This window comes from Mesorhizobium sp. M1169 (assembly GCF_040318345.1).
Taxonomy (GTDB): Bacteria; Pseudomonadota; Alphaproteobacteria; order Rhizobiales; family Rhizobiaceae; genus Mesorhizobium.
This window is the reverse complement of sequence record NZ_JAMYME010000002.1, coordinates 83,824-102,834: the sequence shown is the minus strand read 5'-3', so window position 1 is coordinate 102,834 and position 19,011 is coordinate 83,824. Positions and strand designations below refer to the sequence as shown.

The window sequence follows — 19,011 nt, the reverse complement described above, 5'->3', positions numbered from 1 at the left end:
AAATGACACATTTTGCGACAAAAATGCTAGCTTGGCGAATTTTGCTCTTGGAGCTTCCCTTGGGACATGCACTTAAATACCGTGACTTAAATGCGCCGTGGGTTGAGCAACCCAGGGTGTATACTAGGCGGGGGTCTGGGCATGAACATTCATCGTGGGGGCGATGCCCCTCAGCAGGTCATTGAGTCAACACAACCAATCGCAGTTATCGGGATTGGTTGCCGGTTCCCCGGAGGGATCCAGGACGCGGACTCGTACTGGAACTTTCTCCTGGAGAAGAACTGCGGCATCGTTGATATCCCGGCGGATCGCTGGAATGTCGATGCTTTCTATGATCCGGAGCCCGATGCTCGGGGAAAGATGCGGACGCGCTGGGGTGGGTTTCTTGCCAGCGATGTTTTCGGCTTCGACCCGAGTTTCTTCGACATGTCGCCCCGCGAGGTGACAACGATGGACCCGCAGCAGCGCCTGGCGTTGCAAGTGGCCTTCGAGGCCGTGCAGGATTCCGATCGCACATTGGCCGACCTGCGCCGCGGGCGCACCGGCGTGTTCATCGGAATTTCGACCAACGATTTCGCGCAGAACCTGCGCCGCGGACGTGTCGGTGGCGGTGATATCTTTGCCGGCACCGGTTCGGCGTTCTCGATCGCGGCCAACCGAATATCCCACCGTTTCGATCTGAAAGGGCCGAGTATCGCCGTCGACACGGCGTGCTCGTCGGCGCTCGTTGCCATCGACCAAGCGGTGCGCCACCTGAGCACCGGCACCTGTGAGACGGCGCTCGCCGGCGGCGTGAACTGCATGCTCGATCCAGGCCCGTTTATCGCATTCTCCAGCGCCAACATGCTTTCGCCGACCGGCGGTATTTACACCTTCGACGAAAGGGCGGACGGGTTCGTTCGCGGCGAAGGCTGCGGTTTCGTGTTGCTGAAGCCTCTTGACCGGGCAATTGCCGACGGCGACCGGATCTATGGCGTGATCCGTCATTCGATGGTCAATCAGGACGGGTATACGCCCACCCTGACCTCGCCGAGCGGGGAAGCACAGCAAGCGATGCTGGAGGCGCTGGTGGAAGGCGCCTCCATCGATCCGGCGGATATCGACTATGTCGAGGCTCATGGGACCGGCACGTCGGTTGGCGATCCGATCGAGGCGACTGCTATCGGCCGCGTGTTCGGTGTGAATTCACGCCCAAAGCCGGCCTATGTCGGTTCGTTCAAGCCTAATCTCGGCCACCTCGAATCAGCGTCCGGCATTGCCGGGTTCATCAAGACAGTGCTGACGGCCGGAAACAGCATCGTTCTGCCGAACCGGAATTTCGAGCGCCCGAATCCGAGCATTCCGTTCGACGCGCTCAACATCGCTGTAGCAACGAAGCCGACGCCGATCGACCACCACGGCCGGCCGGTGCTGGCCGTTGTCAACTCCTTCGGCTTTGGCGGGACCAATGCCTCAATCGCCGTGGAAGGATGGCGGGGGTTGTCCGCGACTACCAACCGTGCGCCAAGGCCGGTGATAGCCGGCCATCCGATAGCCGTCCCGATCTCGGCCGGCAGCACGGCCGGACTGGAGCTGTGGGCAGGCCGTTTGGCCGATGCGCTGGAGGAGGGGGGCTCGCTTTCGGAGACGCCGGTCGAAGACATCACCGCCCATTTGAGCAGCGCGCGCGATAACTTCGCCCAACGGGCCACGCTCATCGTTGAGCCGGAGCGCGCCGCGCTCCAGACCCAACTGCGTGCATTAGCTAAGGGAGCCATCGAGCAAAGCGCGGAAGGGCCGACCATCATCACCGGCAGGGCATCCAACCGTCGGCTCGCCATCGCCTTCTCGGGCCAGGGCGGCCAGTGGTGGGCCATGGCGCGCCGCCTGTTGAAGGAAGACCGTGCGTTTCGCCGAACCGCCGAGATGTTCGACGAAGTGCTGCGTCCGATGGTCGGCTGGTCGACCGTCGAGGAGATGCTGCGGGACGAGACAAAGACCCGCATCAACGATGCCGACGTTACCCAGGCATCCATCTTCGCCACGCAGATATCCCTCTACGAGCGCTGGACAAAGGCCGGCGTGCGGCCTGAGCTTCTGATCGGCCACAGCTTCGGCGAAGTCGCGGCCACCTACGTTTCGGGTATCATCGATATCGAGACGGCGGCTCGCATCATCGCCAAACGCGGCCTCATACCGCTGAAGAGCAGGCGGCGCGGTGCAATGGCCACGATAGGGCTGACGGTCCAGCAACTCGAACCTTTGCTGCCCGGTGACGAAAGCGTCGTCATTGCCGCCTACAACGGCCCGATCGCGCAAACGATTTCCGGCATGGAGAACGCGGTGCTTGGCGTACTGGCCAAGGTCGCGGAAGCCTATCCCGATGCGACGGCCCGCCGGATGACCATGGATTTCGGATGGCACAGCGCGCATCTGGAAGACTGCAAGGAATGGTTCCTAGGCGAGCTGGGTCCGGTCGCCTGGAAAGAAGGCCGTCTGCCGATCATTTCGAGCGTCACCGGCATATTCGAGACGAAATTCGACGCCGACTACTGGTGGGCCAATTTGCGCCAACCCGTCAGCTTTACCAAGGCATTGGATTTCACCCTCGATTTCGGCATCAATACTTTCCTGGAAATCGGTCCGCACCGCACGCTGACGCCGCTCATCCGAGGCATTTCGCAGGAGCGCGGGACAGACGCCGCCGCGGTGAACTCGCTCGATCGCAAAACTGACGATTTCTGGACGCTGGCGCGGGCCGAGGGCAGCCTGCATGTTGCTGGCGTCGAATTCGATCGGCCGAAATCGTCGAGTGGCCACGTGGCCGTTCCCAAGTTACCCTGGAACAACCAGCGCCTGCTGAATACATCCGAGGAAACCAAGAGTTTCCTGTTCGACGCACCCCGGCACGCACTGCTTGGATGGCGCGACTTCACTGCGGGGCCGTCCTGGACGAACGAAATCACGCTCAGAGGCTTCAAATTCCTGGCTGACCATCGCGTCAGCGGCGATTGCCTGTTCCCGGCCGTCGGTTACATCGAAATCATGGGGGCCGCGCTGCGCGACCATTTCGGCTCCGAGTCCGTGGAGCTGCGTGATTTCAAACTGTACGATGCGCTTTCCATCGCGGAGGACGACGTCATCCTGTTTACGACGACGTTCGATCCGGTCGGTAGCAGGCTGCGCATCTCCACGCTCCATCGGGGTTCGGAGGACGGCTGGAGGACGCGTGCCGAAGCCTATGGTTTCAGTCACAAATATGAACTTGCGCCAGCTCCCGCCGATCTCCTGCTGGATCGCCCGAACCTTGTTGAAAAGACGGAATTCTACCGTCTCGCCGAACGGCACGGGCTTGAATATGGTCCCTATTTCCAGTCGGTGAACGCACTCGACATTGTCGGCGACCGCCTGGTTGCCAGGCTGTCGAGCAAGGATCCCAACTTGTCGAAGCAGTATTTCGCCTTCCCCGGATTGCTGGACGCGGTGCTCCAGGCCGGCATCGGCCTGGCTTCGCATCGAGACGGCGTGTGGGTTCCAGGTGAATCGCTGCCGCCGGCTAATGAAGACAAAGCCCAGTATCAGTTGCGCCTGCCAACCGGCGCGCGCAAGATCCTGCTGGGCGCTCCGATGACGCCCGAGGTGATCGTCGATATCCAGCCGGGTCTCGACCCGTACTCGATGCGGTTCAGCGTGTTCTCGCCGGAAGGGCAGCCGCTCATCGTTCTCGACAACCTTCAGACAAAGGCGCTGGGCAAGGTCAGGGGCAGCAGGGCCAAGCAAGGTGCCGGCTCGGGCTCCAGTGTTTTCGAGGAGCATTTCGAGAAGCAGGAAGCCAAACCCGCAGCGCCCTCATTGCGTTGCGCCCACTGGTTGGTGGTGGGCGACGGAACGCAGCGCCTCGAAACGACGTTGGCTGAGTTGGTTAGCCGCGGAGCGACGGTCGAGGTTGCAAATCCCGCACCGTTCCTGAACCTCGATGCGGATGAAGCGCTCGCCACGATCCGGGCGTTCATGACCAAATCGGGTGGGACAGGTGGCATCCTGTTCAGCGCCGCCGCCCGCGAAACGCTCGACGGCAAAGCAGGCGGGGACGAGCTTCTCGCCAGGATCACGCCTATCATCTATCAATTGATCACGCTTGGAAAGGTTATTGACCGGCTGCACAGTTCGTCCGAACCGCGGCCCGAACTGGTCGTCGTCACGTCCGGCAGCCGGCTTGTGCAAGGTGACCAGCCGATGAGCCTTTCAGGCCTGAGTGAAAGCGCCTTAATCGGCATTGCTCGCACAATGGCAAACGAGTTCAAAGGTTTGGGCATCCGCCTTATCGATGCGGATCCCACATCGCTGCAGTCGGGGGTGAGCATTTCCGGTGCCGTGCTGGAGGAAACCGCAGAGACGGAATTCGTCCTGCGCGGTGCCGAACGCTATGTCCCGCGGCTGGAGCAACTGGCTTTGCACGAAGTGGCGCCGTTGCGGCGGACGCTGGAGACCGCGCGGGATTCTTCCAACTTCGCCGTCACCATGACGGGGCCTGGCACCATCGACAACATCGTACTGCGCGAAATCGCCGATCCCGAATTGGCGCCGGACGAGGTCATGGTCGAGGTCGCCGCGGTCGGACTGAACTTCCGCGACATCATGGCGGCAACCAGCATCTTGCCGGACGAGTTGGAGAATGACGAGGCATATTGGCGCAATCTCGGGCTGGAGTTCGCCGGCACCGTCCGCAGGGTCGGCGAACGGGTAACCAACCTCAAGTCCGGCGATCGCATCATGGGCATGGGCAAGGGCTACCTCAGACGCTTCGCCAAGCTCCGGGCGGATCTCGCCATGCGCGTGCCCGACGGCATCGATCTGATCGAGGCCGCGACCCTCCCGACAGCCTTCCTTACCGCTCACTACGCTCTCAAACATATCGGCCGATTGGCACAGGACGAAACCGCGCTCATCCATCTGGCTTCGGGCGGTGTCGGCCTCGCCGCCATCCAGGTCGCGCATGATGTGGGGGCTCGAGTCTTCGGCACTGCAGGCAGCGACACAAAACGCGCCTTCCTGAAGAAATGGGGCGTGGATAAGGTCATGAACTCTCGCGCGCTCGATTTCGCGGACGAGGTGCGTTCGCTGACGCGTGGGCGCGGCGTCGACGTGGTGCTGAACGCGCTGTCTGGCAACGGCATCGACAAGAGTCTGGAGTGCTTGGCGTCCTTCGGCAGGATGGTCGAAATCGGCAAGCGCGATCTCGCCGACGACAAGCCGATCGGGCTTCGCTCGCTTTATCGCAACAACGCCTATTCGGTCATCGATCTCTCGACGCTCCCCGTCGAGAAGGAGAGCCTCTTCAGGCAATTGCTGGCGGAGGTGGAGGCTAAGGTTGCCGCCGGCGTCTATAAGCCGCTGGAGGCGACCCGGTTCCCGGCGTCGCGCGCGGCGGAAGCCATGCGCATGCTTTCGCGAGCGCTGCACATCGGCAAGGTGATCGTCACTTTCGACGAACCTTCCGTGGACATCGAACTTGATCTCGGCGCACAGTTCGCCGTCTCCGCTCAGGCTTCCTACCTCGTCACCGGTGGGCTCAAGGGCTTTGGCGTTGCGATCGCCGAGTGGCTCAGTCAGAAAGGCGCGGGAACCATCATCCTTGCCAATCGAAGCGGTGTTCCAGATGCCGAAGCGGCTGTGGCCATCGAAATCATGGAGCAAGGTGGCACGCGCATCGTTCGCGCCGCGCTGGACGTGACCGATGCTACCGCCGTCGGCAGGCTGATCGGCGAATATGCTGGGGGTGACGCTCCTCTGCGCGGTATCGTGCATGGCGCCGCGGTGATCGAGGACGCTTTCGTCTCGCAGCTCGATGCAGGCAAGATCGACCGCGTGCTGAGGCCGAAGATAGCCGGCGGGTGGAACTTGCATGTCGCCGTTGTCGAACACGATATCCCGCTGGATTTCTTCGTGAATTTCTCTTCGATCGCGCAGGTTATCGGTTCGTCTGGGCAGGCCAACTACACAGCTGCCAACTCTGTTTTGGACGCAATCGCCACGTACCGCAGGGGTCGCAACCTGGCCGGCTCGTCCACCGCCTGGGGCATGATCGCCGGCAGTGGATTCGTTGCCAGGTCGGAAGCAATGACCAACTATCTCGATAGCGTCGGCATCAAGCCAGTTCAGGATTCTGAAGCGGCGGCGGCCCTGTCCTATCTTGTGCGCGCCAGATCGGAGAATCTCGGCTTTGCCAATATCGACTGGGCTGCGATCGCACGCACGAACCCCGGCGCAGCGACGAATCCGAGGATTTCGCCGCTGCTTGGAGACAGAACCGGAGGGCGGTCTCGCATTCAGGCCGAGCTTGCAGCTGCGCCACGCGAGGCGTGGGACGACCTGCTCGCCGACATGATCCGGCGCGAAGTGGCGAAAGTCCTCAAGGTCGAGGCAAGCGCCTTGGCGGATGACCGCAAGCTCAGTGAGCTCGGTCTCGACTCCCTCTCATCGTTCGAACTGAAAAACCGCGTCGAGGCTCAGGTCGAAGTCGACATCCCTGTCGCCAAGTTCCTGCAAGCGCCGACAATCGCGGGACTGTCGCGCCTTGTTGCTTTCGCTTTTGAGGTGAAGCTGAAGGCGTCCGCCTTGCAGGTCCTGGCCGCACAAGCGAGTTCCGATGGTGTTGCAGCGCAAGAAGCCTTCCGGCTTCTTGGACGCCAGATCAATGCGATGATGCTGGATGGACGGCCGATGTCGTCGGCCGTCGCAAAGGCGGACAATCAGATCCTGGTCGAGACGAGTATTGAGCCTGGCGTGTCGCTGGCCGCGCTTGCGGCAAGATTGGCGCGACTGGTCGAGAGACACGACGCGCTCCGGATGACGGGTGCAATATCGACGTCCGGCGCCGTGGAGATCGACTTCGAGGCTCAACCTGTTGTTGAAGTGCTTTCGCCGGGCGGTCGTTTGGGCGGTGTGGCGCTGCCTGGTCCGCTATGGCGGATAGGCGTGTGGCAGCGGCAGGATGGCGGTCACGAGCTACAAATCCGGGCTCATCGCGCGGCTGCCGACACGTTGTCGGTTCATCTTTTGCTCGCGCAGCTTATGCAAGGCGAAGCGGAAGCGGTCGAAGCAGGGCCTAGTTTTACCGACTATGCGCGCTCAGCTCATCCGGTGCCCGGATCGAGCGAGTATCGTCGCGATCTCTCCTATTGGAAGGAGATCCTTCACCACGCGCCTGCGATCGCACCGATCCCCGGCCGCAGTCGTGCCGCGTCTCCCACCGGTATGGGGACGAACAGGGGCCGTGTCGGGTTGCTGGAGATCACGCTTCCCGCAGCAGCATTCGCGTCGAGATCGGAGTTGCCGGCCACGCGCTTTCTGACCGCCTATGCCAAGGCCTTGGCAAACCGCCTCTCGCTCCAATCAATCGTCGTCGACCGCTGGTATTGCGAGCGCGGGGAGGGAGCACCAAACGGATTGATAGGCCCCTTGGATGGGTCCTATCCGATTGTCCTGCGAGCCATGAATGAACCCGGTTACGATCTGCTGAGGAAGGTCGAGCGTGCCGACGCAAACGGCCACGCGCATCGGTCAATGGATACGTCGTCCCTGGAACTGGCGCTTGAAGAGGATCTGCGCCTTCGCCATGTTTCGCTGCGCCAATTCGGCTTCGCTTTTCTCGATGGCAGCCAAGTTACGGCGCTCGCCGCCTTGGACCATCCTCTCGATGCGATCCCCGCATCCGCGCACGAGATTCAACTGTCCGCAGCGACCTGCGAAGCCGGCGTTGTCTGCCGGCTGACCGTGGATCTCGACGTCGTCGAAGAAGCAACAGCGCGGTTGCTACTCGATCAATTTCTCGACGACCTTTCCTCCGAGCTCGAAACGTCAGGCCGCCTGGTGCCCATCGCAATGGGCTGGAGGCTGCGCGAGTGGTCCGGTCAGCCGAGTGGAGGCCAGGATGTCGATCGCTCGCCGCTCGACGGCGTGCCCAACGTCGAAAGAGAGATAGCAGTAACCAGCACGCAAATGGGATTACTGCGTTTCCAGGAACATCCAGACGCGACTTCGCATGCGCGCGCCGCATTCATTGTAAGCAAGGAGTTCAAGATCCGGCCGCAAATGGACGCCGATCGTCTCAGACGAGCGATCGAAACGGTCATGGCGCGCCACGAGGTGATGCGTACCCGGTTCTTCCGCAAGGGGGCTAGATACGGCGCGTATCTGGAAAGGACGCCGACCGATTTCTTCAGGGTCGAGCAGGTCGCCGACGAATCCGAAGCGTTGGAGCGCGCAACCGAACTCGCGCAAGAAGGCATAGATATCCAGGCGCCGATGTTCCGTGTCACCGTCATCCGGTTCGGCTCCGAGAGCGACCTTATCGTCGCCAAGGCACATCATCTCGTCATTGACGGCTATTCCCTCGGCCTCATCGTCGAGGAAACAGTCAAGGCTTATCTCGGCCTGCCTCTTGATCCAGTGGAAATGAGTATCGACCGATTTATCCGGGATTTCGACCATGTTGGAAAACCCGGTTCGTTCGAACGGCGTGACGCATTCCTGCGCAAGGTATTCGCCGAGCCCTTGCCGCAAATTCCCAATCTCGGGCGCAAGGCGAAAGGCCGGCGGACGAATGTCAATCTGATCGATTGCAGCCTTAGCGACGACGTGACGCTCTCAATAGCCGGCGACCAGCAGGATGCGCTGCGCAAGCGTGCCAGGGCAGCCGGCACGACGGAAACGGCTATGATCATCGCGGCTTTTGCGCAGACCATCGGGGCGCGCGGCGGCGTGGACGACATGGTGATGCAGGTTCCAGCAGCCTTGCGCCACGACCGGCGGCTGGAGAACTATGTCAATTTCGTCGCCTCGGACGTCCCCGTACGCGTGCGGCTGTCTCGGTCCGAGACAATCGAAGCGTTAGCCGGCTCGCTCGGAGAAGGGATCGAAGAGGCTATCCAGTTCGCGCCCTTCATGGATTCGAACTACTTCGGAGACGTTCATGACGATGTCGTGGCCGAGGGGTCCTATACTTCGCTCTTCGTCGCCGGCACCCAAACGGTCGACAGATGGACACGGGCCACGCAGTCGGCCCCGCTTCAAAGGGCCCATGCCAGTGGCGAACTTGATCTCGGCATGTTCAAAGTGACGCCCCTGCCTGATATGCGACGAGAAAAACCACGTACCAGCGAGATGGATCTGCGTACCTTTCCGACCGCAAACGGTCTTGGTCTGACCTTGATATTCGACCAATTGGGCTATGACCGTGCGGAAGCAGAAGATATCCTGAGGGACGTAATCGAACGGCTGTTGGCCGGGCAACCAGCGGTCGATGCCGCCGAGCAGGCGGCGATATAGCGATGCGTCGATTCAGGGTCAGCGGGGCCGGTGGAAGCCGGTGCAGGTAAAGGCACGTGATTCGCTTCATCTTAATTTTGTTTGCCGTTCTGGCGGCAGTCGGGCTCTTTTCCGGATGGTATATCTGGCCTGCTCAGGTGGAGTCCTATGTCGCCCAGCGAAGGCTGATCGCGCGTGAAATCGCCGGACCCGGCCTCCTTGGTGCAACCAACCAGGTCGTCGTGACGGCAAGGATCCAGGCATTCCTGGCCGACGTTCGCGTCGACCGGAATGACGAGGTAAAGACCGGCGATATCCTCGCCACGCTAAACGCGACTGAAATCGAGTATCAGCTTGCCGCCGCGGTCGCCAACGACCGGGCCGCGGCGGAGAGCGTGCTCGAGGCCGAATTGGAGCGTGACCGGCTGGCTATCGCCGCCCGTACTGCAAAGGCGGATCTGGATCGCAGGAAGAGCCTGCTCGCCAGCAAATCGATTTCTCAGGCCGAGTTCGACCTCTTCGAAGGCACCCAGAAGCAAGCCGAGGCCGCATTGGCGCGAGCGACCGCTAGCATCGAGCGCGCAAAGGCCCAAGCCGCGGCCGCCTCCGCCGAGGTCGAGCAGATACGGAGCCGTTTCGGCGAAACCTCGATACGCTCGCCTGTCAACGGGGTGGTGGTTTCCCGCAGCCGCACGGTGGGGGACCTGCTTTCTCCCGGCGTCGAACTGATGCAGATCGTCGACCCGACGTCATTGCTGGTCATGGCACGCTTCGACGAATCCGCGATGGGGTCGCTTCGGCCGGGGCAAGTAGCCAAGGTGACCTTCTCATCGGATCCGCAACGGCCCTACGCTGCTTCCATTGCGCGGATCGGCCGGCAGGTCGATCAAGAGACGCGCGAGTTCACGGTCGATCTTAAATTGCGTCAGGTGCCGGCGAATTGGGCTGTGGGTCAGCGTGCAAGTGTCACCATCCAAGCGGAATCGCCGTCACCAGGTATTGCGGTGCCACAGCGGTTCCTGGCGAGAAACCAGGGACGGGTGGGTCTTTGGATTGCACATGACGGGCGGGCCTATTGGGCACCTGTTTCACTGGGCTACTCCAGCGGCACCGATATCGAGATCACGCGCGGGCTAAAGGTCGGCGACGTCGTACTCAGTCCGACAGGCCGCTTCCAGTACCAGGCGGTTAACCTCCAGGCATTGGGCAGGTGAATCTCGCGGTCAAAGATATCAGGCATAACCTGCTGAGGTTCATCCTGACCGTTTTCGGCGTCGGCCTGCTGATGGCGGCGACGATCGGCATGCTGGGCATGTATCGCGGTATCGTCTACGAAGCCTTGATCGTGATCGACGGCATTGGTGCCGACCTCTGGGTCGTCGAAGGGGGAAAGTCCGGACCGTTCGCCGAATCTTCCGCCGTTCCGGCCAATCTCGATCGCCGCGTGGCCGGTGTGGCCGGTGTGGCCGCAACGCGGCGGTTCATCCAATACAACCAGCAGTTCGAAATCGACGGGCTTCCGCTGCGCATGTCGGTCACGGGTGTGGACTATCCAAGCGACAGTGGCAGCTGGATACCGTTGATCGCCGGCCGGTACTTCCAATCAAATCGCTACGAGGCCATAGCCGACAAGACTCTAGGCCTGGTCGTGGGTGACGAGATCCGGCTTGGACGAGATAGCTATACGATTGTCGGCGTGTCGACCGGGCAGGTCGACATGGGTGGCGACGGATTGTTGTTCGTCACCATCCCGGACGCGCAGGTCATCAACCAACTGCTGCCCAGCGAGGCGATCCTCCTCAACCGTGCGGCCAAGGGCAAGACGCGCATGGGTCTCGGCGACGAGACCGGAAGTGTCGCTGCGGTCATCGTCGAAACTCTACCGGGCGCTGACAAGGAGGTCGTGCGTGACTCGATCAAACGCTGGGGCGACGTCGAGGTCCTCACGCAGCAGGACCAGGAAATGCTTCTGCTGGACGGCCGCCTCGGCAAGCTCCGCGTCCAGATCCTGGCTTTCACGACGATGACGCTGCTGATCTGCTGCGCCGTCATAGCACTGACCATCTATACGATGACGATCGAGAAGGTCGCGCAGATAGCACTTCTGAAGCTGATCGGCGCCCGTGACCGGGTGATCATCGGCATGATTGCGCAGCAGGCGGGGTTGATCGGCTTTTGCAGCCTCGTTCTGGCCATAGCCATCTCGTTTACGATCTATCCGAGATTTCCGAGAACTGTGCTGATCACCGAATCCGATCTTGGCGTGTTGTCGTTCGTGCTGATGGCACTCAGCCTTGCGGCCAGCTGGTTTGCGATTCGTCGCGCGCTCGCGGTCCGCGCCCAGGAAGTGTTGGCCTGATGTCGAAGCGCCGCCTCGCCACGCTGGAGGTTCGGAACGCCAGCAAGGTCTACGAGAGCGGCGGCTCGCCGGTCACCGCGCTGGCGGCAGGTTCGCTGACCTTGAGCCCCGGCAATGTTACCGGCATCGTCGGGCCCAGCGGCTCCGGCAAGACGACGCTGCTGATGATCGCCGGTCTGCTGGAGACACCGACCACGGGAGAGGTTCTGTTCGACGGCAAGGTGATTTCGCGTCCCGGTGCGAAGCTCAACGAGCTACGAGCCTTCAGGCGGACCCATCTTGGCTTTGTGTTCCAGAAAGCGAACCTGATTCCCTTTCTCACGGCCGCCGAAAACATTGCCATCGCCATGCAGGTCAACGATGTCGGTCGCCAGCAGGCGCAGGCGCGAGCCAGCCGGCTTCTCGCCGCGTTGGGCATCGAACATCGCGGCTCCAACTATCCTTCCCAACTTTCCGGCGGCGAACAGCAGCGCGTTTCAATCGCCAGGGCCTTGGCAAACGATCCCACCGTTATTCTGGCCGACGAACCTACCGCCGCACTGGATGGTACACGGGCGGAGATGGTGATGAAAGTTTTCAGGCATCTGGCGGACACCCGCAATGTCGCGATCTGCGTTGTGACCCATGATACGCGCTGGAAGACTTATTTCGATTCGATGCTCGAGCTCGAGGATGGGCGGGCACGAGAGCCGTCTCCCTTTGGCATGGTGGCTGAACGGCATTGATCACCGCTCGACGCGGCCATGGCGCGGTATTCCCGCAGAGAAGATGTTAGGGCGATCCAACACGCGCCGCATTCAATGTCATGGGCCGCTCCGGCCGAAGGGACTATCAAAGACTTACGAGTTGCTGGCCGAAGCGGCTATGCTGGGGTTCACTACGCGACACGCACCGTGCGCTGTCTCGGCTTGATCGCGGTGGCGAGCAGCAGGCCGGCGATGATGAAGGCGGCGCCGGCGAGATCGTAGTCGTGCAAGCTTTCGCCAAGGACCAGATAAGCGAGAACGGCGACGAAGGCGGTCTGGAGATAGAGCAGCATGCTGGCGCGCCCCGCACCAAGCGTCTCGACGCTACGGTTGTAGAGATAGTACATCAGAGCGCCGCCGGGGCCGGCAACATAGGCGAGAGCCAGAAGGCCGTTCGCATGCAGCGCCGAACGATCCCCGGAAAACAGTTCCCAGAGATAGAAGGGCAGTGCGGCCAGCGCGCCGGCTCCCAGCAGCAGGACCACCATCGGCAGAAGCTCGATAGCGAATTTGGCGCGACGCAGCAGCACGGTGTAGAGGCCCCAACAAAACGCGCTGCCGACGATCCACAACTCGCCGGGATTGAACTGCAGCTGCATCAGCGCGGCAAGGTCGCCGCGCGCCACGATCACCACCATCCCGGCCAGAGCGACCAGCGCTCCAAGCGCTTTCCAGACACCGAGGGGCTCGCCGAGCACGAAGCGGGCAAGCACCATGGTCATGATCGGCGACAGCGCCATGATGATGCCGGCGGTTGTCGCGTTGGTGTAGTTGAGGCCTGTGTAGATCATGCCCTGACACAAGGTTAGCCCGATAGTGCCGATGACCAGCACCTCGATCACCCGGGATTGGATCAGCACGAGCATTGCCCCGTGATGACGATGGACGATCGGCAGCAGGATCGCGCACGCGAGCGTCAGCCGCCAGAAGCAGAGCGCCCAAGGCGGCATCTCGGGGGCAACCCACTTGGCGGCGATATAGACGCCGGCCGACAGGAGCCAGCAGAGCGTCGCGAGGGAATAGGCGAGCGGAAGTGATGCGCCGGGTGTCGCCTTCGCTACACTTGGATGTGCTATCGGCAGCGATTGGATATCCGTCTCCTCCCACCGCAGACTTTAGCAGATTGGCAGCGTCTTGCTAAGCAGCAACAACAGCTGTTTCACCAGCTGGCGCAATCGGTGGGTCATTGTGGGTCCCGCCGTTCACGGTCTCCTTCCATTCGAACGCATGTTGGCCCATGAGCAACTCGATACCGAAAAGCGCAAGCCGTATCGATTTCGCGCGACACGAATGTGAGATTCATATCGCGCGACAGATATTCGCGCGGTTGCCAGAATCTTCTCGCGCCATATTTCTACCGAGAGCAGATCTGTCGCGAATTCCTGGTTCCTAGGATCACGAGCGCCGCTGTTTCGAAGCAATTGGAAGAATAAGCCACTGACTTCCGTTTACACAAAGAGCGCGACACAGATCCATGCGGAGGACGTCCGATGCATGCCGGCTTCCGAGGAAGCGTACTCGTAGCGGTGTTGGGCACCGTCATGGCAAGCTGCGCTGGCATTCCGGCGCAAAAAACCAGGGCAATAACCGGCTATGGCCCCAACCCCACTTTACCGAAACCAAGACCGACGCTGATCCCGACTGTTAACATCGCCGAGGCGAAAGGCTGGCAGAAAGAAGGTATGCCGACCCCGGCGAAGGGGCTGACGGTGAACGCCTTCGCTACAGGCCTCGACCATCCGCGCTGGCTACATGTGCTTCCGAACGGCGACGTGCTGGTTGCTGAAACCAATGCCCCTGCCAAGCATGATGAAGGCTTCAGTCTTAGAAAGGTCTTCATGGACCTGGCTATGAAGCGGGCTGGCGCCGCGACCAAAAGCGCCAACCGCATCACGCTCCTGCGCGACACCGATGGCGACGGCATTGCGGATGTGCGCACGACGTTCGCAGAAGGCCTCAATTCGCCCTTCGGCATGACGCTGTCCAAAGGCAAACTCTTTGTCGCGAATACCGACGCGCTCGTCGCTTTCCCCTACTCCAATGGCCAGACCCGAGTCAGCACGTCGCCGGAAAAGATCATCGACTTGCCGGCCGGGGACCTCAACCATCATTGGACCAAGGACGTGATCGCAACTCCGGATGGACGCAAGCTCTATGTCACCGTTGGTTCCAACAGCAACGTTGGAGAAAACGGCATAGCCGCGGAGAAGAACCGCGCCGCTGTCCTTGAAGTGGATCGGTCTACCCGCGGCACTCGGGTCTTCGCCTCGGGCCTGCGCAACCCGAACGGGCTCTCCTGGAATCCTGAGACTGGCCAGCTTTGGGTCGCCGTGAACGAGCGTGACGAGATCGGCGACGACCTTGTGCCGGATTATATGACCTCGGTTCGTGACGGCGCTTTCTACGGTTGGCCCTACAGCTACTACGGACAGAACGTCGACGAACGTGCCAAGCCGCAGCGCCCCGATCTCGTGGCGGCAGCGATCAAGCCCGATTACGCCCTGGGCTCTCATACCGCCTCGCTGGGACTGACCTTCTCCAAAGGCGCGCGGCTCGGTCCGGCCTACGGCAACGGCGCCTTCGTCGGCCAGCACGGCTCGTGGAATAGAAGCGTGCATAGCGGCTACAAGGTCATCTTCGTGCCGTTCCATGGTGGCAAACCGAGCGGTCCTCCGGAAGATGTGCTCACTGGCTTCATCGGGCGTAATGACGAGGCGATGGGCAGGCCGGTCGGCGTCGCTATCGATCAGACTGGCGCACTGCTCGTCGCCGACGACGTCGGTAATGTCATCTGGCGGGTCCGCCGGGCGAATGGCCGTTGAGCGCAGGTGGCCTTTCTGATTCCGATCTCACCAGCCTTCGGCTACAGCGCCACGCCCGATATAGCTGCATTCGGCGGAGGCGGATATCCTAAACACTTAGCTAGCAGCACGCCCGAAGATAGTCGTGTCAAACATGCTTGCGCCCGCCTGCCTCGCGGAACCAGCTGTCAGGATAGGGATACCACCAGCCCTGAATCTCCGGTCTGTGGTCGATGATGACCATCTTCGAGCGGCGGAATGCATCCAGACCCTGGCGGCCGAGCTCGCGGCCGAGGCCCGAAGCCTTCCAGCCCCCGAACGGCAACGCGTCATTGTCTATCAGCGGATTGTTGACCCAGATCATGCCGGCCTCGAGCCGCTCCGCGGCCTCATGCGCTTCAGCAAGATCGGTGGTGAAGACCGAGGCGCCGAGACCGAAGGGACTGTCGTTGGCAAGCTCTATCGCCTGGTTGAAATCCTTGACCCGGCAGATTGCGGCGACCGGCCCGAAACACTCTTCGCGCACGATTGCCATATCGGCGGTGATGCCGGTCAGGATGGTCGGCTCGTAGAACCAGCCTACATTATGTGCCGGCGGAATGCGTCCGCCGGTGATCGCTTTGGCACCGCTGCGGATCGCATCGTCGACCAGCCGGATGACCTTCGCACGCGCGGCCTCGCTGACCAGCGGTCCGATCTCGGTTTTGTCGAGGCCGTTGCCGATACGCAGCGCGCGCGTTTTCTCGGCAAACAGATCGACGAAGCGGTCGTGAACGGCATCAACCACGAAGAACCGTTCGGCCGAAGTGCAGACCTGGCCAGTGAGATGGAAGGCAGCCGTGACGCTGCCGGCAGCCGCCACGTCCAATGGGGCGTGTTGGCTGATGATCAGGGGATCGCTGCCGCCGGCCTCGATAACGCAAGGCTTCATGCGCTCTGCACATGCGACGGCGACAGCCTTGCCGGCGGCGACCGAACCGGTGAAAGCAACCGCATGCGTGCGGTCCGAGGCGATCAGCGCCTGCGCCGTTGCTGCTCCGCCTGGCATGCAGGAAACCAGGCCCTCCGGCAGGGAGCGGAACACGGTCATGTAATCCAGCGTCGACAATGTTGTCGCTTCGGCGGGCTTGATCACGCAGGCATTGCCGGCGGCAAGCGAGGCGGCGACGGTCCAGCACATCAACAGGATCGGAAAATTGTAAGGCATGATGTGCACCGACGTGCCGCAGGGCTCGTAGCGGGCATACTGGAACGAACCGGCCTGCGTCGTGCCGGCGATCTTGCCGGCGTCGTCACGCGCCATTTCGGCGTAATAGCGGAAGATCGGCGCGCAATTGGCGATCTCGCCGATCGCCTCCGGATAGGGTTTGCCCATCTCGCGCACCATCAGCTCGGCGCAGTGCAGGAAGTCGGCCGCCTCGATGGCGTTGGCGACAGCGTGCAGATGCCTGGCGCGGCTCTTGGCGTCGAGCTTTTTCCAGGCCGTTTGCGCCTTGGTCGCCGCGGTGAGCACGGCGTCGATCTCGCCGTCGCTGGCTGCGGTGATCGCGCCGACGGTTTCGAGCGTCGCCGGATCGATCACCGGTTTTGCCGCACCGGTCATTGGCCGATAATCCGGATTGACGAAGAAGATCGGCCGGTCAGGTGAAAAGTCCATTCTGTCCTCCCGTGTGCACGGAACCTTTTTGAGAATTCACCCTGCCGAGACAGGCGGCGTGGTTTTCGAGAACCGAAGCGGAGCGGAGGTTAAAGTCCATGAGCATCGGAAGCGGAGAAAACGGCGTCAGGTGTCCGGTAGGGTAGAATTATCGAGAAGGTTCAGCGGATCATGTAGACTTTCTTGATGGTCTCGTGGACGGTGCAGACGCCTTTCCAGTCCTGCGGAAAGAACGCTGCGGTGTCCGGTTCGATCTCGATCACCTCGCCGGATTCGTGGACATAGGTGCAGCGTCCCTCGAGGAAATGGCAGAACTCATCGCGGGCGACGTGGCAGTGCCATTTGCCCGGCGTGCAGACCCACAGTCCGCATTCGGAGCGGCCCTCCGGCCCCTTGTGCAGCAGCTTGCCGGAAGTGCGGGATTCGCCGTCGATCAGGGTGGGGATGACGCCCCAGTCGACCAGGTCGGTGAGGGCGAGCGGCGATTTCATGATCGGTGTCGGCATGTCGGGAGCTCCAGTGGCCGGCTTTAGGCCAGCATGTAAACGTTGCGGATGGTCTCGTGGACGGTGCATTCGCCGGTCCAACCGGCCGGGAACATGACAACCATGGCGGCGGATACCTCGATCACCTCGCCGTCGACCGATCTGTAGGTCGCACGGCCGGCAACGAAATGGCACAATTCGTCGCGCGGAATCGCCAGCCGCCAGCGACCGGGCGTGCAGACCCAGATGCCGGATTCCGGCTGGTTGTTCCGCCCTTTGTGCACCAGCCTGCCGGTGGAGTGCGAAGCGCCTTCCAGCGCGTCGGGCTGGGTGCCCCAGTCGACGAGGTCGGTGCGGGTCGAGGCTTGGTGGAGGTGTGGGGCAGAGATCACAGCAATTTCTCCAGCAAAGCAGCCGCTTTCTCCGGGCCGTTCTGCGACTGCATCTGGGCCGACGTCTTGGCCAGCTTGGCCCTGATTGCCGGGTCGGTCAGGCAGGTTTCGATCCTGGCGATGAGCTCGGCGTCGCTCCAGTCGTAGCGCGGCATGCCGAAGCCGTGGCCGGTCTCCTCGACCCGCGTCGCATTGTCGTGGCCGTCCCAGACGTAGGGCATGATGATCGCCGGCTTGCCGAAATACAGGCACTCGGTGAACGAATTGTTGCCGCCATGATGGATCACCGCATCGACCTGCGGGATGACCGATGGCTGCGGGAACCAGCTCTCGACGATGACGTTTTCGGGCACTTGCGCGTACTGCTCCTTGTAGCCGCCGACATTGACCAGCGCCCGGTAGCCCGTCTTGCCCAACATTGCGACGATGCGCTTCAGCAGATCGACATCGCCGGCGCCAAGGCTGCCGAAGGAAACATAGAGCAGCGGCCCGTCATTATTCTTCGCAAAAACCGGCACGGTGTAGGGCTTCTCCTGCCGCACGCAGCCTTCCAGATATTGGAATTTTGCCGGGTCAAGCGGATAGCGGCGCTTGAACTTCGCCGCCTCGGGATAGAGCAGCAGATTGAGGTACGGCGAGGCCTCGAAAAACTGGCCGATCGGATACGGCGCTTCGTTGTTCGCTTTCAAAAACGCATTGAAGTCGTCATGGATCGGCTTGATGACGGCGTTGAAACGGTCGCGGTAACGCCGATGGCAGGCGTGGTCGTTCTCGCCGCAGCCGGACAGATGTGGCGGGATGTCCTCGTCCTCGATCTCGTTTTCCGAGCAGGAGATGACGCGCACCCAGGGCTTGCCATACTGCTTGATCGCCGGGAACAGGATGACGTTGTCGACGCAGATGACGTCAGGCTTGATCGTCGCAAGCACGCCAGGCAGATCCTTCTCAGCCCATTTGGCGCTATCGACGATCGCCGTCCAGCAATCCTTCACGTAATTGTCGACCTGGTCGTAGGGCGATTTGCGGAAGTTCGGGATGTGGCCATTGATGAAGTCTTCCCAGAACTTGGCCATCTGTTCCGGCGGCATCGGCTCGGACAGGTTCACCGGATGAGCCTCGAAGCCGTAGCCCTTGTAGACGTCGACGAAACCGGGGTCCGACAGGAACACCGCTCTGTGGCCGCGCGCCTCGATCGCCTGGGCTATGCCGACGGAATTGAGCGCGGGGCCATAGGCGGCCTCCGGAAAGAACGCGATCGTCTTCTGCGCCATGAGAGGTTCTCC

10 protein-coding genes are annotated in these 19,011 nt (G+C 61.7%); 5 read left to right on the top strand and 5 right to left on the bottom strand.

Going from position 1 to position 19,011, the window contains the following annotated elements; all coding sequences use genetic code 11:
- Positions 1 to 90 precede the first annotated feature (90 nt).
- Genes NKH41_RS02350 through NKH41_RS02335 form a run of 4 tightly spaced genes read left to right on the top strand, consistent with a single transcriptional unit; the run spans position 91 to position 12,372 of the window.
- Entirely contained in the window at positions 91 to 9,309 is a 9,219-nt protein-coding gene (locus NKH41_RS02350) for an SDR family NAD(P)-dependent oxidoreductase (protein ID WP_352777018.1), read from the top strand.
- 56 nt (positions 9,310 to 9,365) lie between these two features.
- Positions 9,366 to 10,502 (top strand): efflux RND transporter periplasmic adaptor subunit, encoded by a 1,137-nt coding sequence (locus NKH41_RS02345; protein ID WP_352767216.1) that lies wholly within the window; start codon positions 9,366 to 9,368, stop codon positions 10,500 to 10,502.
- A complete protein-coding gene (locus NKH41_RS02340; protein WP_352767218.1) occupies positions 10,499 to 11,647 on the top strand; it encodes an ABC transporter permease in 1,149 nt (382 codons plus the stop codon). The genes NKH41_RS02345 and NKH41_RS02340 overlap by 4 nt, the downstream gene beginning before the upstream one ends.
- Complete coding sequence (locus tag NKH41_RS02335; protein ID WP_352767220.1) at positions 11,647 to 12,372, top strand: ABC transporter ATP-binding protein; 726 nt, start codon at positions 11,647 to 11,649, stop codon at positions 12,370 to 12,372. The genes NKH41_RS02340 and NKH41_RS02335 overlap by 1 nt, the downstream gene beginning before the upstream one ends.
- A 152-nt stretch (positions 12,373 to 12,524) precedes the next feature.
- On the opposite strand, the gene NKH41_RS02330 is transcribed toward NKH41_RS02335, so the two are convergent.
- A complete protein-coding gene (locus NKH41_RS02330) occupies positions 12,525 to 13,484 on the bottom strand; it encodes a DMT family transporter (protein ID WP_352469816.1) in 960 nt (319 codons plus the stop codon).
- A 399-nt stretch (positions 13,485 to 13,883) separates the two neighbouring features.
- On the opposite strand from NKH41_RS02330, the gene NKH41_RS02325 reads away from it, so the two are divergent.
- Complete coding sequence (locus NKH41_RS02325) at positions 13,884 to 15,215, top strand: PQQ-dependent sugar dehydrogenase (protein ID WP_352767222.1); 1,332 nt, start codon at positions 13,884 to 13,886, stop codon at positions 15,213 to 15,215.
- Positions 15,216 to 15,342: 127 nt separating this feature from the next.
- Here the strand turns inward: NKH41_RS02325 and NKH41_RS02320 are convergent, their stop codons facing one another.
- From NKH41_RS02320 to NKH41_RS02305, 4 genes are all read right to left on the bottom strand, one after another.
- On the bottom strand, positions 15,343 to 16,851 hold the full coding sequence (locus NKH41_RS02320) for an aldehyde dehydrogenase family protein (RefSeq protein ID WP_352777014.1): 1,509 nt from the start codon (positions 16,849 to 16,851) through the stop codon (positions 15,343 to 15,345).
- Between the two features lie 161 nt (positions 16,852 to 17,012).
- A complete protein-coding gene (locus NKH41_RS02315) occupies positions 17,013 to 17,357 on the bottom strand; it encodes a cupin domain-containing protein (RefSeq protein WP_352767226.1) in 345 nt (114 codons plus the stop codon).
- A 23-nt stretch (positions 17,358 to 17,380) separates the two neighbouring features.
- Positions 17,381 to 17,728 carry a cupin domain-containing protein gene (locus NKH41_RS02310; RefSeq protein WP_352767228.1) on the bottom strand — a complete coding sequence of 116 codons (348 nt, stop codon included), beginning with the start codon at positions 17,726 to 17,728 and terminating at the stop codon, positions 17,381 to 17,383.
- Positions 17,725 to 18,999, bottom strand: a complete 1,275-nt coding sequence (locus NKH41_RS02305) for a glycosyltransferase (protein WP_352469624.1) — start codon at positions 18,997 to 18,999, stop codon at positions 17,725 to 17,727. Before NKH41_RS02305 ends, NKH41_RS02310 begins: the two co-directional genes overlap by 4 nt.
- Positions 19,000 to 19,011 lie beyond the last annotated feature (12 nt).

Bases quoted from the DNA above. Each gene is read 5' to 3' on its own strand.
- NKH41_RS02305 (WP_352469624.1), bottom strand. From the start codon at position 18,999: ATGGCGCAGAAGACGATCGCGTTCTTTCCGGAGGCCGCCTATGGCCCC.
- NKH41_RS02320 (WP_352777014.1), bottom strand. From the start codon at position 16,851: ATGGACTTTTCACCTGACCGGCCGATCTTCTTCGTCAATCCGGATTAT.
- NKH41_RS02350 (WP_352777018.1), top strand. From the start codon at position 91: ATGCGCCGTGGGTTGAGCAACCCAGGGTGTATACTAGGCGGGGGTCTG.
- NKH41_RS02335 (WP_352767220.1), top strand. From the start codon at position 11,647: ATGTCGAAGCGCCGCCTCGCCACGCTGGAGGTTCGGAACGCCAGCAAG.
- NKH41_RS02325 (WP_352767222.1), top strand. From the start codon at position 13,884: ATGCATGCCGGCTTCCGAGGAAGCGTACTCGTAGCGGTGTTGGGCACC.
- NKH41_RS02315 (WP_352767226.1), bottom strand. From the start codon at position 17,357: ATGCCGACACCGATCATGAAATCGCCGCTCGCCCTCACCGACCTGGTC.